This window comes from Tersicoccus mangrovi, from assembly GCF_036881825.1.
Taxonomy (GTDB): Bacteria; Actinomycetota; Actinomycetes; order Actinomycetales; family Micrococcaceae; genus Tersicoccus; species Tersicoccus mangrovi.
In genome coordinates this window covers 268,732-290,404 of record NZ_JBAJMW010000002.1, presented here as the reverse complement: position 1 = coordinate 290,404, position 21,673 = coordinate 268,732, and the positions used below count along the sequence as shown (strand labels likewise).

At 69.2% G+C, this 21,673-nt stretch carries 18 protein-coding genes and 1 tRNA gene; 13 read left to right on the top strand and 6 right to left on the bottom strand.

All coding sequences use genetic code 11. The features are described 5' to 3' along the window. Positions 1-64: 64 nt before the first annotated feature. Positions 65-2,803 (bottom strand): pyruvate dehydrogenase (acetyl-transferring), homodimeric type, encoded by a 2,739-nt coding sequence (gene aceE, locus V6N00_RS05160; RefSeq protein ID WP_416385033.1) that lies wholly within the window; start codon positions 2,801-2,803, stop codon positions 65-67. 390 nt (positions 2,804-3,193) lie between these two features. Between aceE and V6N00_RS05155 the strand changes: the two genes are divergently transcribed. The 4 genes from V6N00_RS05155 to V6N00_RS05140 are packed head-to-tail and all read left to right on the top strand — an operon-like array spanning position 3,194 to position 6,249. Continuing rightward, a complete protein-coding gene (locus V6N00_RS05155; RefSeq protein ID WP_334231009.1) occupies positions 3,194-3,610 on the top strand; it encodes a DUF3052 domain-containing protein in 417 nt (138 codons plus the stop codon). Beyond that, positions 3,607-4,158, top strand: coding sequence for a redoxin domain-containing protein (locus tag V6N00_RS05150; RefSeq protein WP_334231008.1), 552 nt, complete (start codon positions 3,607-3,609; stop codon positions 4,156-4,158). The genes V6N00_RS05155 and V6N00_RS05150 overlap by 4 nt, the downstream gene beginning before the upstream one ends. Beyond that, complete coding sequence (locus V6N00_RS05145; protein WP_334231007.1) at positions 4,121-5,023, top strand: Sir2 family NAD-dependent protein deacetylase; 903 nt, start codon at positions 4,121-4,123, stop codon at positions 5,021-5,023. The genes V6N00_RS05150 and V6N00_RS05145 overlap by 38 nt, the downstream gene beginning before the upstream one ends. A 38-nt stretch (positions 5,024-5,061) precedes the next feature. Continuing rightward, positions 5,062-6,249, top strand: a complete 1,188-nt coding sequence (locus V6N00_RS05140) for a MalY/PatB family protein (RefSeq protein WP_334231194.1) — start codon at positions 5,062-5,064, stop codon at positions 6,247-6,249. Positions 6,250-6,287: 38 nt separating this feature from the next. Here V6N00_RS05140 and V6N00_RS05135 read toward each other — a convergent pair whose 3' ends face one another. Continuing rightward, a complete protein-coding gene (locus V6N00_RS05135; RefSeq protein WP_334231006.1) occupies positions 6,288-6,734 on the bottom strand; it encodes an MmpS family transport accessory protein in 447 nt (148 codons plus the stop codon). A 208-nt stretch (positions 6,735-6,942) separates the two neighbouring features. Between V6N00_RS05135 and V6N00_RS05130 the strand changes: the two genes are divergently transcribed. The 7 genes from V6N00_RS05130 to gndA all read left to right on the top strand — a co-directional run bounded on the left by V6N00_RS05130 (position 6,943) and on the right by gndA (position 16,461). Continuing rightward, a tRNA-Val gene (locus V6N00_RS05130) sits at positions 6,943-7,015 on the top strand. Between the two features lie 409 nt (positions 7,016-7,424). After that, positions 7,425-8,621, top strand: coding sequence for an ABC-three component system protein (locus tag V6N00_RS05125; protein WP_334231005.1), 1,197 nt, complete (start codon positions 7,425-7,427; stop codon positions 8,619-8,621). Next, complete coding sequence (locus V6N00_RS05120; protein ID WP_334231004.1) at positions 8,608-9,111, top strand: three component ABC system middle component; 504 nt, start codon at positions 8,608-8,610, stop codon at positions 9,109-9,111. Before V6N00_RS05125 ends, V6N00_RS05120 begins: the two co-directional genes overlap by 14 nt. 2 nt (positions 9,112-9,113) lie before the next feature. Further along, positions 9,114-11,063 carry a DUF3732 domain-containing protein gene (locus tag V6N00_RS05115; RefSeq protein ID WP_334231003.1) on the top strand — a complete coding sequence of 650 codons (1,950 nt, stop codon included), beginning with the start codon at positions 9,114-9,116 and terminating at the stop codon, positions 11,061-11,063. Between the two features lie 57 nt (positions 11,064-11,120). Beyond that, positions 11,121-13,652, top strand: coding sequence for an excinuclease ABC subunit UvrA (locus tag V6N00_RS05110; protein WP_334231002.1), 2,532 nt, complete (start codon positions 11,121-11,123; stop codon positions 13,650-13,652). 65 nt (positions 13,653-13,717) lie between these two features. Then, a complete protein-coding gene (locus V6N00_RS05105; protein ID WP_334231001.1) occupies positions 13,718-14,701 on the top strand; it encodes an aldo/keto reductase in 984 nt (327 codons plus the stop codon). A gap of 293 nt (positions 14,702-14,994) precedes the next feature. Beyond that, positions 14,995-16,461, top strand: a complete 1,467-nt coding sequence (gene gndA / locus V6N00_RS05100; protein ID WP_334231000.1) for an NADP-dependent phosphogluconate dehydrogenase — start codon at positions 14,995-14,997, stop codon at positions 16,459-16,461. A 63-nt stretch (positions 16,462-16,524) separates the two neighbouring features. Here gndA and V6N00_RS05095 read toward each other — a convergent pair whose 3' ends face one another. After that, positions 16,525-17,232 (bottom strand): winged helix-turn-helix transcriptional regulator, encoded by a 708-nt coding sequence (locus tag V6N00_RS05095; RefSeq protein WP_334230999.1) that lies wholly within the window; start codon positions 17,230-17,232, stop codon positions 16,525-16,527. A gap of 214 nt (positions 17,233-17,446) precedes the next feature. Between V6N00_RS05095 and V6N00_RS05090 the strand changes: the two genes are divergently transcribed. Then, positions 17,447-18,319, top strand: a complete 873-nt coding sequence (locus tag V6N00_RS05090; protein WP_334230998.1) for a class I SAM-dependent methyltransferase — start codon at positions 17,447-17,449, stop codon at positions 18,317-18,319. 92 nt (positions 18,320-18,411) lie between these two features. Here V6N00_RS05090 and epsC read toward each other — a convergent pair whose 3' ends face one another. The 3 genes from epsC to msrA form a co-directional block, all read right to left on the bottom strand. After that, positions 18,412-18,999 carry a serine O-acetyltransferase EpsC gene (gene epsC, locus V6N00_RS05085; RefSeq protein WP_334230997.1) on the bottom strand — a complete coding sequence of 196 codons (588 nt, stop codon included), beginning with the start codon at positions 18,997-18,999 and terminating at the stop codon, positions 18,412-18,414. 37 nt (positions 19,000-19,036) lie between these two features. Further along, positions 19,037-19,972 carry a cysteine synthase A gene (cysK, locus tag V6N00_RS05080; protein ID WP_334230996.1) on the bottom strand — a complete coding sequence of 312 codons (936 nt, stop codon included), beginning with the start codon at positions 19,970-19,972 and terminating at the stop codon, positions 19,037-19,039. A gap of 124 nt (positions 19,973-20,096) precedes the next feature. Then, the gene (gene msrA / locus V6N00_RS05075; RefSeq protein WP_334230995.1) at positions 20,097-20,621 is read right to left on the bottom strand and encodes a peptide-methionine (S)-S-oxide reductase MsrA; all 525 of its coding nucleotides are present in this window, start codon (positions 20,619-20,621) and stop codon (positions 20,097-20,099) included. Positions 20,622-20,726: 105 nt separating this feature from the next. Here msrA and V6N00_RS05070 point away from each other — a divergent pair, with 105 nt between their 5' ends. Continuing rightward, a complete protein-coding gene (locus tag V6N00_RS05070; protein ID WP_334230994.1) occupies positions 20,727-21,596 on the top strand; it encodes a Nif3-like dinuclear metal center hexameric protein in 870 nt (289 codons plus the stop codon). Positions 21,597-21,673: the final 77 nt, after the last annotated feature.

Here is a 21,673-nt window from a genome sequence, read left to right as displayed (position 1 = left end):
CGCCGCACCGGAGTGCGACGGCCTCGAGTCGGTGGCGTGATGCCGGGTCGACGGTCGGTCCGGGTCAGGACTCCCCGCCGGCGTTGCCGGAGCGGCCGGCCCGCACGTCGAGCAACTGGTACTTCTCGATCGCCTGCGCGGGCGCCTGCGCGTCGACCTCGCCGCGGCGGGCGAGCATCTCGAGCGCACGGACCACCATCGAGTGCGAGTCGATGTGGAAGTAACGCCGGGCCGCGGCGCGGGTGTCCGCGAAGCCGAAGTCGTTGCCGCCCAGGGTGGCGAACTCGTTCGGAATGAACTGGCGGATGCCGTCGGGCAGCTCGGACCGGTAGTCCGTCGTCGCGATGACCGGGCCGGTTGCACCGGCGAGGCGCTGCGTGACGAATGGCACGCGCGGCTCGGCGTCGGGGTTGAGGAACGCGTCCCGCTCGGCGGCGAGGCCGTCGCGGCGCAGCTCGACCCACGACGTCACCGACCACACGTCGGCGGAGACGTTCCAGTCCTCGGCGAGGATCCGCTGGGCGTCGAGCACCCACGGCACGGACACGCCCGAGCCGAGCAGCTGGACGCGGGGGCCGTCGATGTCGGCCTCCTTGATCCGGTGGATGCCCTTGACGATGCCCTCGACGTCGACGTCCGCAGGCTCGGCCGGCTGGACGATCGGCTCGTTGTAGACCGTCAGGTAGTAGATCTTGTTCGGGTCCTCCGAGTCCGGCCCGTACATCTCCTCGAGCCCGGCCTTGACGATGTGCGCGATCTCGTACCCGTAGGCCGGGTCATAGGTGCGCACCGCCGGGTTGGTGGAGGCCAGGACGGGGGAGTGCCCGTCCATGTGCTGCGTGCCCTCACCGGCCAGGGTGGTGATACCGGCCGTCGCGCCGATCAGGAACCCGCGGGCCAGCTGGTCGGCGGCGGCCCAGATGAAGTCGCCGGTCCGCTGGAAGCCGAACATCGAGTAGAAGACGTACACCGGGATCAGCGGCTCACCGTGCGTGGCGTAGGACGTGCCGGCCGCGGTGAACGCGGAGACGGCGCCGGCCTCGTTGATGCCCACGTGGAAGATCTGGCCCTGCGGGGACTCCTTGTACGCGAGCATGAGGTCGCGGTCCACGGAGATGTAGTTCTGGCCCAGCGGGTTGTAGATCTTCGACGTCGGGAAGAACGAGTCCATGCCGAACGTGCGGGCCTCGTCGGGGATGATCGGCACGACGCGCTTGCCGAACTCCTTGTCCCGCATCAGGTCCTTGAGCAGCCGGACGAACGCCATGGTGGTGGCCGCCTGCTGCTTGCCGGAGCCGCGCTTGGCGACGTCGTACGCCTTGTCCTCGGGCAGCTTGACGTCGGCGCGGTGGTCACGCCGCTCGGGCAAGTTGCCGCCGAGCGCCTTGCGCCGCTCGAGCATGTACTTGATCGTGGGATCGTCGGGGCCCGGGTTGTAGTACGGCGGGTTGTAGAGATCGTTCTCCAGGTCCTCGTCCGAGAACGGCATCCGCAGGTGGTCCCGGAAGTTCTTCAGGTCCTCGAGGGTCAGCTTCTTCATCTGGTGGGTCGCGTTGCGGCCCTCGAAGTGCGGACCGAGACCGTAGCCCTTGACCGTGGCGGCCAGGATGACGGTCGGCTTGCCCTTGAACTCGGTGGCGGCCTTGTAGGCGGCGTAGACCTTGCGGTAGTCGTGGCCGCCGCGCTTGAGCTGCCAGATCTCCTCGTCGCTCATGTCGGCGACCATGGCCTTGGTCTGCGGGGAACGGCCGAAGAACTGGTCGCGCACGAACCCGCCGGATTCGGCCTTGAAGGTCTGGTAGTCGCCGTCGGGCGTGGTGTTCATGATCTCCACCAGCGCGCCGTCGTCGTCCTTGTCGAGCAGGGCGTCCCACTCGCGGCCCCACACGACCTTGATGACGTTCCAGCCCGCACCGCGGAAGAACGCCTCGAGCTCCTGCATGATCTTGCCGTTGCCGCGCACCGGCCCGTCGAGGCGCTGCATGTTGCAGTTGATGACGAAGTTGAGGTTGTCCAGGCCTTCGTTCGCGGCCAGCTGGAGGGCACCGCGGCTCTCCGGCTCGTCCATCTCGCCGTCGCCGAGGAACGCCCAGACCTGCTGGTCGGTGGGCTCCTTCAGGCCGCGGTTCTCGAGGTAGCGGTTCATCGACGCCTGGTAGATGGCGTTGGTGGGGCCGATGCCCATCGAGACGGTGGGGAACTCCCAGAACTCCGGCATCATGCGCGGGTGCGGGTAGGAGGACAGGCCGTTGGGGGCCGCCGACTTCTCCTGGCGGAACCCGTTCATCTGCTCCTCGGTGAGGCGACCCTCGAGGAATGCGCGGGCGTACATGCCCGGGGAGGCGTGGCCCTGGAAGAAGACCTGGTCGCCGCCGCTGGGGTGATCCTTGCCGCGGAAGAAGTGGTTCATGCCCACTTCGTAGAGCGTGGCCGCGCCCGCGTAGGTGGAGATGTGGCCGCCGACGCCGATGTCGGACCGCTGAGCGCGGTGGACCATGATCGCGGCGTTCCAGCGCAGCCACTTGCGGTAGTTGCGCTCGATCTCCTCGTCACCGGGGAACTCGGGTTCCTGGTCGACTGGGATCGTGTTGACGTAGTCCGTCGTCGTGACGAACGGGACGGCGACGCTGTGAGCGCTGGCCCGCTGCAGGAGCGAACGGATGATGAACTCGGCACGCTTCGTGCCCGCCGAGTCGAGGAGCCCGTCGAAGGATTCGATCCACTCCGCGGTCTCCTCGGGATCCGCGTCCGGCAGACTGGTGGTCAGCGCACTACGGATGTTCTTGATGTCTTCGGTCGCCACATTCAACCTCTCTGTCTGTGCGTGAAGCACCCGGACTGCGATCGCTGATGATGGGTGACCGCAGACCGCTGTCCGCTCCGGAGCGGCCCCGCGATGCGGGCAGCCCGAACGGCAGGCGGCGTCTGCGTGCCACTCTAGCGCCGAACGACGGTGATCTCGTACTCTCATATTCCATGAAGTGAAATCAAGATTCCGCGATGTGGTTTTCGTGATGCACCTCACGCCGGGCCCGCGAGGCCGTACCCGCGGGGCGCTGCTTGATGAGGGACCCGAAAAGGTGTTGTCTGGTAGCAATCCGCCTCGTCCGGGATCTCCGGGTCGAGGCGGTCACTACACGCACGGACGACACGTCCGGACGCACGTCCGGACCATGGGATCGGGAGGACATCCGTGAGCGAGGCAGACGCCGTCGCGAGCAGCGCCGCCGCCAAGCTGGGTTTGAAGAAGGACGACCTCGTCCAGGAGTTCGGGTACGACGACGACGTCGACTTCGACCTCCGCGACGACATCGAGGACACGGTCGGCTCGGAGCTGCTGGACGAGGACGACCACGAGGTCGCGGACGCCGCCCTGTTGTGGTGGCGAGAAGGGGACGGCGACCTGGTCGACGCCCTCGTCGACTCGCTGACCACCCTCGAGGAGAACGCCGTCGTCTGGGTCCTCACCCCGAAGGCCGGCCGTGACGGCTACGTCGCACCCGCGGACATCCAGGAGGCGGCACCGACCGCCGGCCTGCACGTCACGTCCTCGGCCGGGGTCTCCAAGGACTGGTCCGCCACCCGCCTGGTGACCGCACGCCGCCAGTGACGCTGTCGGCGGATCACAACGCCGCGGACGCCGACGCTGCGGACGCCGCTCGCGCGGACCGTCCCGGTGGCGGATCCTTGCCCGCCGTCGGGGCGCCGGCTCCCGGGTTCGCCCTGGTGAACCAGCACGGGGAACCGGTCACGCTGACGGACCTGCGTGGCACGCCCGTCGTGCTCGTGTTCTTCCCGTGGGCGTTCTCCCGCGTGTGCGGCGACGAACTGCGGGAGCTCAGGGACGCGCTCGACGCCGCCGACTCGCCGTTCGCGGGTCGTGACGTGCGGCTGATGGCCGTGTCGGTCGACTCGAGATTCGCGCTCCGGGCCCTCGCCGAGGCGGAGGCCCTGCCCTTCGACCTGCTCAGCGACGTCTGGCCGCACGGCGCGGTGGCCCGCCGGTACGGGGTGTTCGACGACGAGCGCGGCAGTGCCCGTCGCGGCAGCTTCGTCATCGACGCCGACGGCGTGCTGCGGGCCCGGATCCTGTCCGACGCCACCCACCCACGGAGCATGGATGAGTACCGCCGCGCGCTGGCATCGCTGGACGCCTGAGCCGGCCCGCACCGGCACCACCGATCCGGAGGCGACGCTTCCGGAGGCGCGACGCCGCGCCGTCGAGCTGCTCTCCGGGCGCCGGCTGGCCGTGCTCACCGGCGCCGGCCTGAGCACCGACTCGGGCATCCCCGACTACCGGGGACCGGACGCCAAGCCGCGCACCCCGATGACCTACCAGGAGTTCGTCGGCGACGCCCGCCGGCGCCGCCACTACTGGGCCCGCAACCACGTCGGCTACCGGTTCATGTCCGCGACCGTGCCGAATGCCGGGCACCACGCCGTGGCCCGGCTGGAGTCGCGCGGGCTCACCAGCGGCATCATCACCCAGAACATCGACCGGCTGCACGAGGCGGCGGGCGCCCTGAACGTGGTCGACCTGCACGGGCGGTTCGACCACGTCGTCTGCCTGGCCTGCGCCAGCATGGTCCAGCGCGCCCAGCTGGACCGGATGCTCACCGAGCTCAATCCCGGATTCGCCGAGCGGGTGATGGTCGAGGACGTCGAGGTGGCCCCCGACGCGGACGCCGTGATCGAGTCCACCGCCGACTTCGTCGTCGCGCCCTGCCCCGTGTGCGGTGGCGTGCTCAAACCGGATGTCACCTTCTTCGGGGAGAACGTGCCGCGGGACCGGGTGGCGCGCAGCTACGGCATGGTCGACTGCGCCGACGGCCTGCTCGTCGCCGGCTCCTCCCTGGCGGTGATGAGCGGGTTGCGGTTCGTCCGCCGCGCGCACCAGCGGGGGATCCCCGTCGTCATCGTCAACCGCGGCCAGACCCGCGGGGACGACCGGGCCGACCTGCTGATTCAGGCCGGGGTCAGCGAGACGCTGGGCCACCTGGCCGAGGAACTGCCCGACCTGTGAACAATTCCGTGCCGGCGCGCACGAGGCTGGAGGAGACGATGGTGGAGGGCCGATCGACGACGGGTGCCAGTGCGGTGACCGGCGCCGACCCGATGAGCGTGCTGCGGCGTCGCACGAGCGAGAAGTGGCGGACCTATCCGGCGGACGTGCTGCCGATGTTCGTCGCCGAGATGGACTTCCCGCTGGCCCCGGCCATCACGGCGGCCCTCCGCGAGGCCGTCGAGCTCGGCGACACCGGGTACATCGCCCCGCACGACACCGGCGCCGCCGACGCCTTCGCCGCCTACGCCGCGCAGACCTGGGCGTGGTCGCCGTCGCCGGAGCGGATCAGCTACACCACCGACGTCAGCGTCGTCATCGTCGAGTCCCTGCGCCGCCTGATCGCCCCGGGCGACGGCGTCGTCATCACCCCGCCGTTCTACACGCTGATCCCGGAAGCCGGCGGCACGGTCGTGGAGGTGCCGCTGCTGGACGGTCCTGCCGACGACGACGGCGACGCCTACACCCTGGACCTCGAGGGCATCGACCGGGCGCTGGCCCACGGCGCCCGCGCGGTCCTGCTCTGCAACCCGCACAACCCGGTCGGCCTGGTGCACAGCCCGCAGACCCTCACCGCACTGGCGCGGATCGTCCAGAAGCACGGGGCGAGCGTGGTCAGCGACGAGATCCACGCCCCGCTGACCCACCACCGGCACCGGTTCACGCCCTACCTGAGCGTGTCTGAGGAGGCACGGGAACACGGTATCGCCGCCGAGTCCGCCAGCAAGGCGTTCAACCTGGCGGGGCTGAAGACGGCGATGTTCGTCGCGGAGTCGGACCGGATGACCCGGCTCATCCGGTCCCTGCCGGAGGAGGTCACGTTCCGCACCGGCCTGTTCGGGCTGATCGCCACGCAGGCCGGCTTCGCGCACGGCCGCGACTGGCTGCGCTCGACCGTCGCCGCGATCGAGGAGAACGTCGCGCTGCTCCACGCGCAGCTGGCCGAGAAGCTGCCCGTGGCCCGGCTGCGCCGCCCGCAGGCGACCTATCTGGCGTGGCTGGACCTCTCGGAGCTCGGCTGGGGCGAGGACCCGGCGCGGTACGCGCTCGAGCACGCCCGGGTGGCGCTGGCCAGCGGGCCCGAGTTCGGGCCGCAGGGGGCCGGGTACGCCCGGATGAACCTGGCGTGCGCGCCCGAAACGGTCGTCGAGGCCGTCGACCGGCTGGCGGCGGCGGCGGCAGGCTGAGGCGCCCGCTGGTCGTCCTGCCCGGTGACGGGAACGCGTCAGCGGACGTAGCAGTTGGCGACCGAGAACTCGCCCGCGCTGGTCCGTACGGCTCGCACGACGCCGTCGACGACGATGCGGCAGGTGATGGTCGTCGCGCCCTCGGCAGCCTGGGCCTCCAGTGCGAACGAGAGCGTGCCGGCGACGTCGTCGGGTAGCGGAACGCTGCGGCGCAGGGGCAGCGCCGGACCGCTCGCGTACTCCTGGACGCCCAGGCTCCCGCCCTCGCGCCAGCTCCGCCAGCTGACGGCCAGGGCCGTGGGGGCGTCGCTGGTCACCTCGTACACGGCTCCGTGCGGCTGACGGGTCGCGCGGGCGACCGCGGTGGTCGTCATCGCCGGTGCCGCGGTGAGGTCGCCGCCGGCCGGCGTGGATCGACTGCCCCCGCAGGCGCAGGTGGCCAGCAGCAGCGTGCTGGCGGCGACGATGGAGATGGTGGTGCGCATGATGACCCGAAACCCGAGGACCTGACACCGAGCCCGACGCCGGCTCGATGCCCTCCATTGTCCCACCGCTCGGTCCCCGTGAGCCGGCTGGAGCGGAACGCGACCCGCGCCGGCCGCACCGCCGATCGGCCGTGACGTGCCGGTAGACTGCTGCACCGACCCCGAACCGGCCGTAGGCTGCACGGGGGAGCGGCCGTCCGCGGCCGAGGGGCCTTTAGCTCAGCTGGTAGAGCGTCACGTTTACACCGTGAATGTCGTCGGTTCGATCCCGGCAGGGCCCACCTGAAGGTCCAAGGGGTCAATGTTGAAGCAGCGGCACCACCGGTTCCGCCGACTCTCCTTGCCTGCGGACGACGATCGTCTTGACATTCGGGCCCCGCGAACCCGATGAACAGCGCGGATGGTGTCGCCGTCGTGGACGTTGAGATTGTCCGAGAAGGCCTCACTTAGGCGATTCGATGCAGTGAGTCCTCATGCTATATGCGGGACCTTCTGACTGGACTCACTATTTGAGCGACACGGACGACATCGTTACTGAAATGCTTGGGATACGAGGTGGCTTGCAGGACATCCTTCCCTGGAACGCTCCGCAACGCCACATAGTCGATGCGGCACCTTCCGGTGAGCCTGTCCCCACTAGGCTGACGTCAGCCAGAACTTGCGTTGCCAAACGATCGAAGGGAGAGGTCGATGTCAACGGACGGTCAAGGACACAGCGCTGCTGGTCCGGCGCTCGGCTACGTCCATCAGTGCATGTGGGCCTTGATCGAGCTCGGAAGGCGCGCGTCCTATGAACCGGCGCTGGAGCTTCGCCTCGAAAGCCTCGACGACATCCAGTTCGACAGCGACGGGTCCCCCAGCGAACTCCTTCAGACCAAACACCACACCGGCGTGAGCGGGCCAATCACGGCGATGAGCGTTGACCTCTGGCGGACGCTGAATGTCTGGATGGACCTCGACCTGAACGACAATCTGATCTTGCGCCTGGTTACCACTCAAACCCTGCCGGTTGGATCAGCCCTCCGGGGACTCCGAACCGGCGAGGAGCGCAACGCCAACGGAGTGCTCGAAGAGCTATTGGAGGCCGCCGGGAAGTCGGGCAACAGTACGACCGCGCAGTGGCGGAAGAAGTTCCTCGACCTTAACACCGAGACTCGAGACGATCTAATCGATCGGATCACGATCGACGACAGCTCAGTTCACGCCCCTCAAATCGATGAGGAGCTTACGAAGACATTCCGGTATGCGATCCCAACCGGCAAGGAGAAAGTCTTCGTCCACCTCATCAAGGGATGGTGGGCTGGCATGTCAGTGAAACTGCTGGCACGAGACCTCGATGCTCTGACGGGTAACGACTTGATCGTTCAAGTCACTGAGATTGCAGACCAACTCAAGTCAGACACGCTACCGGTCGACCCAGAGATCATGCGGGAATACGACGAGTCTATCACCGTGATGTACCAGGACCGCCCATTCGTCCAGCAGCTCCTATGGATCGCCTTAGAGAACACGCGGTTGTGGAAGGCAATCCGGGATTACCATCGCGCCTTCTCCCAGCGGTCGTTCTGGCTGCGCCATCAGTTGCTCGCTGAGACTGAGTTGGATCGCTTCGCCTTCCGACTTTACGACGAGTGGGAACAGATCTTCGACAGACGTGTCGCGGTGATGCGTAGATCGGGGCGTACCGACGCCGACATCGTTGGCCAAGAGATTCTTGAAGAGCTCGCCAAAGAATCTCGCGCAAGGTTACGAGAAAGATTCGACGAGCCATGGTTCAGCCGGGGCATGTTTCATGCCCTTGCGGACGGGGAACTGGGCCAAAGAATCGGGTGGCACCCGGAGTTCGAGGCCAAGTTAGAGGGGGTGCTTGCGCATGTCGGGATTTGAGGCTCTACCGCCAGCCATTCCACGGCGATCCCCGGAGGCAGTGGCCCTGTTCAACGCGGTGCTCACCTCGGAGCTCTTGGTGAATGCCTGCTGGAGCAAAGCGCAGTCAGGGACCACCGGACTCGACTGGCCCGCGGCGTTCCTGATTCTACCGCTGACGCTACATCCACCTACCCGCGAGAGCCTGCCGCGCGACCGTCGCATTACTCTCGCCAGGTGGGCCGTCCGCCAGACGGACTTACTGGCGGACATGAATTTCAGGGTGGCGAACATGGCGCAGCCAACCAAGCGGGCTATCCGCCGCGGTCTCAGAGTCGGCCGACTGGGACTAGAAGGCACCACGCTGGTGGCGCTCAAGAGGCCGAAGCAGTCGACTAAGGGCTGGCCTGACGAACTGCAACAGTCGATCAAGGCGGCACGGTTCTGTGGACAATGGTTTAACGTGACTGATACGCACATGGCGTACGAGTTGCTTGGTATTGGAGGTTGAGGGTGCAACTTGTATCGTTGGGGGTCTACAGCAAGACCGGCGAACGGCGGGATGTTGAGTTCCGTACTGGGTCTTTGAATATCTTGACTGGTAAGTCCAAGACCGGAAAGTCGGCGATCCTCGACATCGCCGAATACTGTCTGGGGCGAGACACTGTCACTATTCCTACGGGAGTGATCAGCGACAATGCGTCCTGGTACTACGTCTTGGTCGAGTTCGATCAGCAGCGAGTTCTGGTCTGTCGACCAAACCCAGAAACCGCAACTACGAGTCGTGCGATGGTGCGCACTGGTGGGCCTGACCTCCGCGTTCCGTCCTTCGATGACCTCGAAGTCAACGCTGACACCGACGTCGTACGAGACACGCTTACCGAACGGCTTGGCGTTGAAACGTTCACTGTCGACCCCGAGGCCGGGTCGCTGCGTAGCGCTTTCGACGTCTCAGTTCGCCAAGCGCTTTTCTTCAACTTCCAGAGTCAGGGCGAGATCGCGAGCCGGGACCTGCTGTTCCACCGGCAGGTTGAGGACGACATTCGTACGACTATCCGAGACACCATGCCCTACTTCCTGGGAGCCGCCACACCCGAGCAAGCGGTTGTCCGGCGCAGACTCGTTGCTGCTCGAAGAACGCTCCAACGAACGCAGAACACCATCAGGACAGCGGAGGCTGACCGCGATCAGCAGGACTCTCGGGTGACCCATCTGATCGAGTCGGCGGTGGCACTGGACGTCCTTCCCAGCGATTCTGGCATCGGCGCTCGCGAGGGCATACGAAACCTCCTGGAGAGCGTGCTCGCATACACAGAGCCCGACGACTCGGCAAATGACAGCGACGTGGCTTCCCATCGACGTGTGCTCGCTAACGAAGGACGCACCCTCAGAAACAGGGTGCGCGAGCTCGATGACCAGATCGAACTCCTGAGCAGGCTCCAAGAGGAGCAGTCCGACGCGCAGCGTGAAGCGAGTTATCAGTCGGAGAGATTGCGGGCACTCGACATACTCTTGCCGAGGAATCAGACTTCGGATGGCGACGTGAGTGTCTGCCCCCTGTGCGACCAAGGTCTCGCCCACCCTGACGAAACCGTAGAAGAGTTGCGTGCGCTGCTCAATACCCTGGGGGAACGCCTTGCTTCGTCACGAGGCGTCTCAACTCGCAGGGAAGCCACGATCGAACGCCTTGGCGCCAGTCGCGGTCCTTTGATTGAGGCGCTTCGCGAGAACGTTGTCGAACTGGACGCGGTTGCACAACAGGAAGCCCTCATTGCCAGCGGGCGCGAGCGGCGAGAACGCGTGGCGTTCCTGCAGGGGCGAGTGAGCCAAGAGCTGGAACGCGGCGTGGATATTGGCGACGACATAGCCGACCTTCGCGACGCTGAACGACGCCAGCGGGGCCAGGTCGCCCGACTAGAAGAAATCAGCGAACGGGACGACCCAGCTTCGGCGCTGCGTATGATGATCGATTCTATCTCGGAGCTGATGACCGACTACGCCCGCTCGCTTCAACTCGAGGGCTCAGAGCACTATGTCCGTCTGGATCCGGTTCACTTGACTGTCGCCGTGCAGCGGCCTGGCGGACGGGTTCCGCTAGCCCGCATGGGCAGCGCCGAGAACTGGGTCGGCTACCACCTTGTCGCCCACCTTGCACTTCATCACTGGTTCGCCACCAACGACCGCCCGGTTCCGCGCTTCATCATGTTCGACCAACCCACTCAAGCCTTCTTCCCAGAAGAAGTCGTTGATGCCGCAGACGACGAGAACGCGGACTGGGAAGCGGTCAGGCGACAGTTCACCCTGATGCGAGACGTCGTGGCTGCCCTGAACGGGGAACTCCAAATCATCGTCTGTGATCACGCTAACCTGGCAGACGCCTGGTTCCAGGACGCCGTCATCGACAACTGGCGCAACGGCGTAGCGCTAATTCCCGAAAGTTGGCTGGCGACTGAGAACGGCTGAAGGTGGCGTGTCGGCTGCGAAGGTTTACCGATCCAATCTACTGAGGGAGCAGCACGCGTGCCGAAGGAACCGCCCGCACCCGCCCCGGACCGGATCGAGGTGCGCGGCGCCCGGGTGCACAACCTGCGCAACATCGACGTCGACATCCCGCTGGGGCGACTGGTCGGCATCGCGGGGGTCTCCGGCTCCGGGAAGTCGTCGCTGGCCATGGGCGTGCTCTACGCCGAGGGCTCCCGCCGGTACATCGAGGCGCTCTCGACCTACACGCGACGCCGCCTCGGGCAGGCCTCCCATGCCGACGTCGACCGCGTCAGCCATGTCCCGGCCGCCCTCGCCCTGCGGCAGCGGCCCGGTGTCCCCGGCATCCGCTCGACGTTCGGCACGTCCACCGAACTGCTCAACGTGCTCCGCCTGATCTTCTCCCGGCTGGCCTCCCACGTGTGTCCCAACGGCCACCGCAACCCGCCCACGCTCAAGGTCGCCGCCGAGGAACCCGTGGCGTGCCAGGTGTGCGGCGTCGCGTTCACCCCGCCCGGAGCCGAGGCCCTGGCGTTCAACTCGGGCGGTGCCTGCCCCACCTGCGAGGGCATCGGCACGGTGCGCGACGTCGACGACGCCACCCTGATCCGGGACCCCGGCCTGACGCTCGACGAGGGCGCCGTCGTGCCCTGGCAGATGTTCGGTTTCAACGTCCAGCCGCGGATCGCGCGCGAGTTCGGCGTCCGCACCGATGTGCCGTGGCGGGACCTGACCGAGGCGGAGAGGGACATCGTCCTGGCCGGCCCCGAGGAGAAGAAGCACATCACCTTCACCTCCCGGAAGGGCGTGCACGACCTCGACTTCACGTTCCGCAACGCCCGGCTGACCGTCACCGAGGAGCTCAAGCGCGCCCAGGACTCGAAACGGCTGGCCCGCGTCAGCCGGTTCCTCAGCGAGCGCACCTGCCCGGACTGCGGCGGGTCCCGGCTCTCGGCCGCCGCCCTCGCGCCGCGGATCGGGGAGGCGAACCTCGCGGATGCGACGGCGCGGACCCTCGACGACCTCGTGGCCTGGGTCGACACCGTCCCCGCCACGCTGCCGACGCCGATGCGCCCGATGGCGGCCAGCCTGATCGAGACGCTGCACCGGATGGCGCGCCGGCTGCTCGACCTGGGTCTCGGCTACCTCTCCCTCGACCGGGCCGGGGCGACCCTGTCCACGGGGGAGCGCCAGCGGGTGCAGCTGGCGCGGGCCGTGCGCAACGAGACCACCGGGGTGCTGTACGTCCTCGACGAGCCGTCGATCGGCCTGCACCCGTCGAACATCGTCGGACTGAGCGGCGTGCTGGCCGACCTGCTCACCGGCGGCAACTCGATCGTCATGGTCGACCACGACCCGCAGGTGCTGCGCGACGCCGACCACCTCATCGAGATCGGGCCCGGGTCCGGGCGCGACGGCGGCACGGTCGTCGTCGCCGGCACCGTCGAGGAGCTCGGCGCGTCGCCCGACTCCCGGATCGGCGGCTTCCTCACCGGCCGGGAGGCGGCGGTCGTGCGGGAGACCGCGCCCGCGGCGCACACCTTCGCCCACGGCACCATCCGGATGCGCACCGACCCCGTCCACACCGTGCGCGCCCTCGACGTGGCGATCCCGCGCGGCCGGCTGACGGCGGTCACCGGCGTCTCCGGCTCCGGCAAGACCACCCTCGTGCTCGACAGCCTCGTCCCGGCGCTGCAGGCCGAGACCCCGGCCCGGCGGCCCGCCCACGTGCGGGACCTGGATGCCGACGGCGTCGAGAAGGTCGACGTCGTCGACGCCACGCCCATCGGCATCAACGTCCGCTCCACGGTCGCCACCTACTCCGGCGTGCTCGACGACCTGCGTCGCGCGTGGGCCGGGCTGGACTCGGCGAAGGACGCCGGCCTGACCGCGAGCGACTTCTCGTACAACACCGGGTCCCTGCGCTGTCCCCGCTGCGACGGCACCGGCGAGATCTCCCTGGACGTCCAGTTCCTGCCCGACGTCGACATCCCTTGCCCGGACTGCGAGGGCCGCCGCTACGGGCCGGACGCCGACGCCCACGTCCGTACCTCGGCCACGGGTGACGGCGAGCTGTCGCTTCCCGCGGTGCTCGCCATGTCGGTGATCGAGGCGATCGACCACCTGCGCGACCTCACCCGTGTCCGGCGGCGGCTGCAGTCCCTGGGCGACGTCGGCCTCGGCTACCTGACCCTCGGGGAGGCGACCCCGGCGCTGTCCGGCGGCGAGGCGCAGCGGCTCAAGCTGGTCTCCGAACTCGGCCGGCGGCAGGAGCACGCCCTGTTCGTGTTCGACGAGCCGACCGTCGGTCTGCACCCGCTCGACGTGCGCACGCTCATCGCCGTGTTCGACCGGCTCGTGCAGGCCGGCGGCACCGTCGTCGTCATCGAACACGATCTCGACCTGATCGCCAACGCCGACCACGTCATCGACATGGGACCGTCCGGCGGTGCGGAGGGCGGCCGGATCGTCGCCGCCGGCACCCCTGCGCAGCTCGCCGAGGACCCGGACAGCGTGACGGGCCGGTATCTGGCCGAACGGCTGACCGAGGGCGAGCCCGCACCTCAGTAGGATCGACAGTGGGCTTTCTACCTCCGGCCGTACCGTGGCCGGTCCGCCACCAGAACAGGAGCGACATGGAACAGCGCACCATCGAACGCAGCGGCCAGCACGTCTCGGTCATCGGCCTGGGGACCTGGCAGCTGGGCGCCGACTGGGGCGACGTGCGCGAGGAGGACGCCCTGGCCGTCCTCGCCGCGGCGGCTGACGCCGGCGTCACCTTCTTCGACACGGCCGACGTCTACGGCGACGGCCGGTCCGAGCAGCTGATCGGAAAGTTCCTGCGCGAACGGCCCGACGCCGGCCTGACCGTCGCCACCAAGATGGGCCGCCGCGTCGACCTCGACCCCGCGCTCTACACGCTCGAGAACTTCCGCGCCTGGACCGATCGCTCGCGGCGCAACCTCGGGGTCGACCGGCTCGATCTCGTGCAGCTGCACTGCCCGCCGCCCGCCGTCTACAGCTCGGACGCGGTCTTCGACGCACTCGACACCCTCGTCGAGGAGGAGGCGATCGCCTCCTACGGCGTCAGCGTGGAGACCTGCGCCGAGGCCCTCACCGCGATCGCCCGGCCTGGCACGGCCACCGTGCAGATCATCCTCAACCCCTTCCGCCTCAAGCCCGTCACGGAGGTGCTGCCCGCGGCCGTGGAGGCCGGGGTCGGCATCATCGCCCGCGTTCCCCTGGCGAGCGGCCTGCTGTCCGGCAAGTACACCGCGGACACGCAGTTCGCGGAGAACGACCACCGCACCTTCAACCGCCACGGCGAAGCCTTCGACCAGGGAGAGACGTTCGCCGGCGTGGACTTCGCGACGGGCGTCGAGGCCGCGCAGGAGTTCTCCGCGCTCGTGCCCGAGGGGGCGACGCCGGCTCAGACGGCCCTGCGCTGGATCGTCCAGCAGCCCGGCGTCACCACGGTGATCCCCGGTGCCCGCAACCCCGAGCAGGCGCGGGGCAACGCCGAGGCCGCCGCTCTCGCCCCGCTGGACGACGCCACCCTCTCGGCGGTCCAGGACCTCTACGACCGACGCATCCGCGCCCAGGTGCACGACCGCTGGTAGGAGCGTGCCGTCCGGCCACCGCGCACGGCACTCGTCACCGTGCGCGGTGTGCCGGATGTCGGCGGTCCTGTTCGCGCCGTCATCGCCGGCAACAGAATGCACCGGATGGAACCGGCCGGGACCGCGTCACTAGGATCGATGGAGAGCTTCCCGCCGTCGGGCGCCGTCACGCTCAGCCGCACGCGCCGTCCGCGTCAGTGCCGGCCAGCGGTCCGACGGCCGCAGCGGGGAGAGGATCCCGACCCGGGCGTCGTCGTCTGTGTGGCAGCGGCGCCGTGACCTACGGAGGAAACATGCCCGACGAGAAGACCGCTGTCCCCACCGGAACGGCGCAGATCGGCGTCACCGGCCTGGCCGTGATGGGCGCCAACCTGGCCCGCAACTTCGCGAAGCACGGCTACACCGTGGCCCTGCACAACCGCACCCAGGCGAAGACCGACGACCTGCTCGCCAGGCACGGCGACGACGGGAACTTCGTGCGCACCGAGACCCTCGAGGAGTTCGTGCAGGCGCTCGAGCGGCCGCGCCGGGTGCTCATCATGGTCAAGGCCGGTGCGCCCGTGGACGCCGTCATCGAGCAGCTCGTGCCGCTGCTGGAGAAGGACGACATCATCATCGACGGCGGCAACTCGCTGTACCTCGACACGATCCGCCGGGAGAAGGATCTGGCCGCCAAGGGCCTGCATTTCGTGGGCGTCGGCGTCTCCGGCGGTGAGGAGGGCGCCCTGAACGGCCCCTCGATCATGCCGGGTGGCTCGAAGGAGTCCTACCAGTCCCTCGGGCCGATGCTCGAGGACATCTCCGCCAAGTACAACGGTGAGCCGTGCTGCGCGTGGATCGAGACCGACGGCGCCGGCCATTTCGTCAAGATGGTCCACAACGGCATCGAGTACTCGGACATGCAGGTCATCGGCGAGGCTTACGACCTGCTGCGATCCGGGGCCGGCATCGAGCCCGCCGAGCAGGCCAAGGTGTTCACGGAGTGGAACACCGGGCAGCTCAACTCGTTCCTCATCGAGATCACCGCCGAGGTGCTCGGCCACGTCGACGCGAGGACCGGCAAGCCGTTCGTCGACGTCGTCGTCGACTCGGCGGGGCAGAAGGGCACCGGCCGCTGGACGGTCATCGCGGCGCTCGAGCTCGGCTCCCCGGTCAGCGGGATCGCCGAGTCGGTGTTCGCGCGCGGCCTGTCCTCGCAGCGGGACCAGCGCGCCGTCGCCCAGGACACGCTGATCGCGGGCACCGGCGACGTGCAGGTCCCCGAGACCTTCGTCGACGACGTGCGGCAGGCGCTCTACGCGTCCAAGCTGGTCAGCTACGCGCAGGGCCTGGACATGCTCGACCTGGCCGGCAAGCAGTACGACTGGGACCTGAAGCTGGACAAGATCGCCTCCCTGTGGCGGGCCGGCTGCATCATCCGCGCCGAGCTGCTCGACGACATCATGAAGGCGTATGCCCCCGGCAACGAGCCGAAGAACCTGCTGTTCGCGCCCGCATTCGCGAAGGCGATCGGCGAGGCCGTGCCGGCGTGGCGCCGGGTCGTGGCGACCGCCGCGCAGCTGGGCATCCCGACCCCGGTGTTCTCCTCGACGCTGGCCTACTACGACGGCCTGCGGCGTGACCGGCTGCCGGCCGCCCTGACCCAGGGCCTGCGCGACCTGTTCGGCGCGCACACCTACAACCGCATCGACGGCGAGGGCACGTTCCACACCCTCTGGGGCGAGGACAAGAGCGAGATCGAGGCCGAGGACACGCACTGACGGTCCCAGCCTCACGAAGGGCGCTCCGCCGACACCGACGGGGCGCCCTTCCTCGTGCCGGGATCAGACCGGCGCAGCCTCCTGGTGAACTGCTGCCTGCGGGACTGCTGACTGAAGGACTGCTGCCTGCTGGACCATGGGCGCCACCTGGCTCAGCTGCATCACGGTCGCGAGGCGGGACGTGACGGCGACGGAGCCGTGTGCGACCAGCCGGCCGGACCGGAGCGCCGCCGTCAGGGGCAGGTGACCCAGCCAGACGGCGTAGAGGGTCGCGACGTCGGTGGTGAGCAGGAGGTCGACGTCGAAGCCTGGGTCGGTCAGGCACACCGAGGCGTCCCCGTGCTCGATGACGATCCAGAACTGGCGCCCGTCGTCACTGAACCGCAGCTGGACGACGTGGATGGCGCCGGGCAGGAAGCCCAGGTCGAGCCGGTCGTGCATCCACCAGGCCAGCAGGTCCGCGTCCAGTTCGTCGGGCCGCGGATCCCCATAGACCCAGCGTGCGCCCCACTCGGCGAGGCCGAAGATCACCGGCTGCAGCGCGACGCCCGCCGCGGTGAGCACGTACCGGCCGCTGCTGTGGTCCACCAGACCCGCACGCTCGAGTTGCCGCAGCCGCTTGGCCAGCAGGGTGCGGGAGAGGCCCGGCAGGCCGCGGGCCAGGTCGTTGAACCGGGTGGTGCCGACGGTGAGGTCCCGGACGATCAGCAGCGCCCACCGCTCGCCGAGCACGTCCAGCGCCCGCGAGACGGGACAGTACTGGCCGTACACGGGCGGATCCTCGCCACCCGAGCCGCCCGCGGCGCTCGGCTGAGTATCCCGCGGGGGTCCCGGCAATGGGTCCCGCGGCTGTTCCGGCAGGGGATCACCGGGAGAGGAGCCCCGCAGTGCGGCGTCCATGACTCCATGGTCGGTCACGGAACCGTACCGGGGAAGTCCTCGATCTGTACTGGTCGCCGTCGGCGGACCGGTCGAGGCTGGAGGCATGGCTACCGAACTGAACCCCACCACCACCGAGCCCGCTCCGTCGACCACCGCGGACACGTCCGCGGCGGCCGACCGGGACCTGAAGAACGCGCATCGGACGATGTGGAGCCTCGGCGACTTCCCCGCCGTGGCCCGCGACGTCATTCCCGCCCTCGGGCCGCGACTGGTCGACGTCACCGCCGTGACGGCGGGCGAGACCGTCCTGGACATCGGCGCCGGCTCCGGCAACGCCGCGATCCCGGCCGCCCGGCGCGGAGCCCACGTCGTCGCCAGCGACCTGGCCCCCGCCCTGCTGGACGTGGGCCGGCGCGACGCCGAGCGGGACGGCGTCGCCCTGACCTGGCAGGAGGCGGACGCGGAGGCGCTGCCGTTCGCGGACGCCGCGTTCGACGTCGTGCTCTCCTGTGTCGGCATCATGTTCGCCCCGCACCACCAGCGGGCCGCCGACGAGCTGCTCCGGGTGTGCCGGCCCGGCGGCCGGATCGGCCTCCTGGCGTGGACGCCTGCGGGCTTCATCGGGCAGATGTTCGCCGCGATGAAGCCGTTCAACCCACCTCCCCCCGAGGGCGCGTCACCGCCGCCGCTGTGGGGCGACGAGGCGCACGTGCGGGAACTGCTGGGCGACGCGGTCGAGGACGTGCAGGTGCGCACCGAGTCGCTGCCGGTGGGCTGCTTCGACCGGCCCGAGGCGTTCCGCCGCTACTTCGGGACCACCTACGGCCCGACGGTCGCGGCCTACCGGCGGCTCGCGGCCGACCCGGACCGCACGGCCGGGCTCGACGCCGCCCTGGACGACGTCGCCGCGAGGTTCATGGGCGACGCCGGCGCCATGGAGTGGGAGTACCTGCTGGTCACCGCGCGCCGGCGGTGACGGCGGCCCATCCGGCACCGAACGCGACAACGCCCGGTTCCTCACACAACAGTGTGGGGGACCGGGCACTGCCGGATCGATGAGTCCGCTGCTCAGATCCACATGGCCGGGTCGATCCACACCGCGGGATCGACGAGCGGCGCGTTCTCCTGCTCGGAGCGCTTCGGGCGGGCGTTCGCGGGCACCCCGGTGAGGATGGAGTTCTCCGGGGCGTCCTTGACGACGACGGCATTCGCGCCGACGGCCGACCCGGCGCCGATGACGACGGGGCCGAGGATCTTCGCTCCGGCGCCGACCGTCACGCCGTCACCGATGGTCGGGTGCCGCTTGACGCGGGCGAGCGAGCGGCCGCCGAGGGTGACGCCGTGGTAGAGCATCACGTCGTCGCCGATCTCGGCGGTCTCGCCGATCACCACGCCCATGCCGTGATCGATGAAGAACCGCCGCCCGATGGTCGCGCCGGGGTGGATCTCGATGCCCGTCGCGGTGCGCGCCGCCTGCGAGATGACCCGCGCCAGCGTGCGCGTCGACTCCTTCTGCCAGAGCCGGTGGGTCAGCCGGTGCGTCCAGATCGCGTGCAGGCCCGAGTACACGACCGCGACCTCCAGGTTGCCGCGGGCAGCCGGGTCGTGGGTGCGAGCGGTCTGCAGGTCCTCGCGGAGGCGGGAGATGAAGCGCACGGTGTCCTTCGAATCGATGCGGTGAGGCGGCGGCCGGTCAGCCGCGGATGTCCTCGTACAGCAGGGTGGAGATGTAGCGCTCGCCGTAGTCGCAGACGATCGCGACGATGAGCTTGCCCTCGTTCTCGGGTCGCTTGGCGAGCTCCAGGGCGGCCCACACGATGGCGCCGGAGGAGATGCCGCCGAGGATGCCCTCGCGGGAGGCGAGCTCACGAGAGACGCGCACGGAGTCCTCGATGCTCGCGTCGAACACCTCGTCGTAGATCTCGGTGTCGAGCACCTCGGGCACGAAGTTGGCGCCGATGCCCTGGATCTTGTGCGGGCCGGGCTTGCCGCCGTTGAGGATCGCGGAGTCCTTCGGCTCGACGGCGACGATATTCACACCGGGCTTGCGCTCCTTGAGCACTTGCCCGACGCCGGTGATGGTGCCGCCCGTGCCGACGCCGGCGACGAAGACGTCGACCGCACCGTCGGTATCGGCCCACACCTCCTCGGCGGTGGTCTCACGGTGCACGGCCGGGTTCGCGGCGTTGGCGAACTGCTTGGCCCAGATCGCGTTCTCGGTGGTCTCGACGATCTCCTGCGCCTTGTCGACCGCGCCGCGCATGCCGTCGGCACCCGGCGTCAGCACGATCTCGGCGCCGTAGGCCCGCAGCATCACGCGCCGTTCGGTGGACATCGTCTCGGGCATCGTCAGGATGACCTTGTAGCCACGGGCGGCGCCGACCATCGCCAGAGCGATGCCGGTGTTGCCGCTGGTGCCCTCGACGATGGTGCCGCCGGGGCGCAGCGCGCCGGCCTTCTCGGCGGCGTCGACGATCGCGACGCCGATGCGGTCCTTGACGGAGTTGGCCGGGTTGTAGAACTCGAGCTTCACGGCCACGTTGCCGGGCAGCCCCTCCGTCAGCCGGTTCAGCCGCACCAGCGGGGTGTGTCCGACCAGTTGCGTCACGTCGTCATAGATGCGTGCCATGATCTCGCTTTCTGCTTGGAATGGAACCCGGGCGGACCGGGGAACGGAAGAGCCGGGCCGCTGACCCGCGCCCCGCGGGCAGGGCTCAGGGCCGGTCAACTCTATCGGGCGCGGCCTGAAGGAATCAGGCCGCGAGCCACTGCGAGTAATACTTGCGGGCCTTCGCCAGCTTCGGGTTGATGATCACCTGGCAGTAGCCGTTGCCCGGCTGCCGCGAGTAGAAGTCCTGGTGCATCTCCTCGGCGGGGTACCAGGTCGAGGCGCGGGTGACCTCGGTGACGATGGGGTCGTCCCACTGCTCCTGCGCGCGGTCGATCGCCTCGGTGAACTCCCGCTGCTGCTCGTCGTCCAGGTAGAACATCGCGGAGCGGTACTGGGTGCCGACGTCGTAGCCCTGCCGGTTCAGCGTCGTCGGGTCGTGCGTGGCGAAGAAGACGTCGAGGATCACCTCGGCGGGGATCACCGCCTCGTCGAACGTCACCTTCACCGCCTCCGCGTGCCCGGTCGTGCCGCTGCACACGGTGTAGTAGTCGGGGTTCGGATAACCGCCGCCGGTGTACCCGGACTCGACGTCGGTCACGCCCCTGAGCCGCCGGTACACGGCGTCCAGGCACCAGAAACATCCTCCAGCCAGCACATAGGTCTTCACGTGCTGGTCCAACGGTCGCCGGCCTGCGATCATTCCCGGCCGACCCGGCACCGGCCCGGGTGGTGATCAGGAGCGGGCGTGATCGTCTGCGGTAGAACTGGAGGCATGGACGCCCCCCACGAGGACCCCCGACCGGACGCCCGCACCCCGACGCTCGGCCGCGTGTGCGATCTCGTGGAGGAGCTGTGGCCGGGCTCGCTGGCCGAGGGGTGGGACGCCGTCGGGCTCGTGGTCGGGCGCCGGGAGCGCCCGGTGCGGCGCATCCTGTTCGCCGTCGACCCGGTCGCCGCGGTCGTCGAGGAGGCGGTGGACTGGGACGCCGACCTGCTCATCACCCACCACCCGCTCCTGCTGCGGCCGGTGACGTCGGTCGCCGCCGACGGGTACAAGGGGCGGCTGGTGCACCGGCTGATCGAGTCCGCCTGCGGTCTGCTGACCGCGCACACCAACGCCGACAGCGCCATCGGCGGCGTGTCCGACGTGCTCGCCGACGCGCTCGGGGTCCGGGACGCCCGGCCGTTGCAGGCGGCGGCGGACGGTCTCGACGAGGAGGGCATCGGCCGGGTCGGGGAGCTGGACGACGTCAGCACCCTCGCGGACTTCGCCGAGCGGGTGTTCCGGCTGCTGCCCGCCGTCGCCGGCGGCGTGCGCGTCTCGGGGGATCCGGACGGGCTGGTGCGCACGGTCGCGATCTGCGGTGGTGCGGGGGATTCCCTCTTCGACGCGGTCCGGGCCGCCCGCGCGGACGTGTACGTGACGGCGGATCTGCGCCATCACCCGGCGTCGGAGGCGCGGGAGGCGGCGGTCGCCGACCGGCCATACCTCGTGGACGTCTCCCACTTCGCGAGCGAATGGCTGTGGCTGCCGGTCGGAGCCCGCGCCCTGGAACGGGCGCTGGAGGACCATGAGCTCGACGCCGAGGTGCGGGTCAGCCAGGTGAACACCGACCCGTGGGACTTCATCCTCACGCCGTGAGGGCTCCCGGCGGTTCCCGATGACGCCGTGGCTGTCGGCGGGCCCCGGCTCCGCGGGGGCGACGGAAGGGCGCTGCA

Bases quoted from the DNA above. Each gene is read 5' to 3' on its own strand.
- V6N00_RS05145 (WP_334231007.1), top strand. From the start codon at position 4,121: ATGAGTACCGCCGCGCGCTGGCATCGCTGGACGCCTGAGCCGGCCCGC.
- V6N00_RS05140 (WP_334231194.1), top strand. From the start codon at position 5,062: ATGGTGGAGGGCCGATCGACGACGGGTGCCAGTGCGGTGACCGGCGCC.
- V6N00_RS05135 (WP_334231006.1), bottom strand. From the start codon at position 6,734: ATGCGCACCACCATCTCCATCGTCGCCGCCAGCACGCTGCTGCTGGCC.
- V6N00_RS05125 (WP_334231005.1), top strand. From the start codon at position 7,425: ATGTCAACGGACGGTCAAGGACACAGCGCTGCTGGTCCGGCGCTCGGC.
- V6N00_RS05120 (WP_334231004.1), top strand. From the start codon at position 8,608: ATGTCGGGATTTGAGGCTCTACCGCCAGCCATTCCACGGCGATCCCCG.
- V6N00_RS05105 (WP_334231001.1), top strand. From the start codon at position 13,718: ATGGAACAGCGCACCATCGAACGCAGCGGCCAGCACGTCTCGGTCATC.
- gndA (WP_334231000.1), top strand. From the start codon at position 14,995: ATGCCCGACGAGAAGACCGCTGTCCCCACCGGAACGGCGCAGATCGGC.
- V6N00_RS05090 (WP_334230998.1), top strand. From the start codon at position 17,447: ATGGCTACCGAACTGAACCCCACCACCACCGAGCCCGCTCCGTCGACC.
- cysK (WP_334230996.1), bottom strand. From the start codon at position 19,972: ATGGCACGCATCTATGACGACGTGACGCAACTGGTCGGACACACCCCG.
- V6N00_RS05070 (WP_334230994.1), top strand. From the start codon at position 20,727: ATGGACGCCCCCCACGAGGACCCCCGACCGGACGCCCGCACCCCGACG.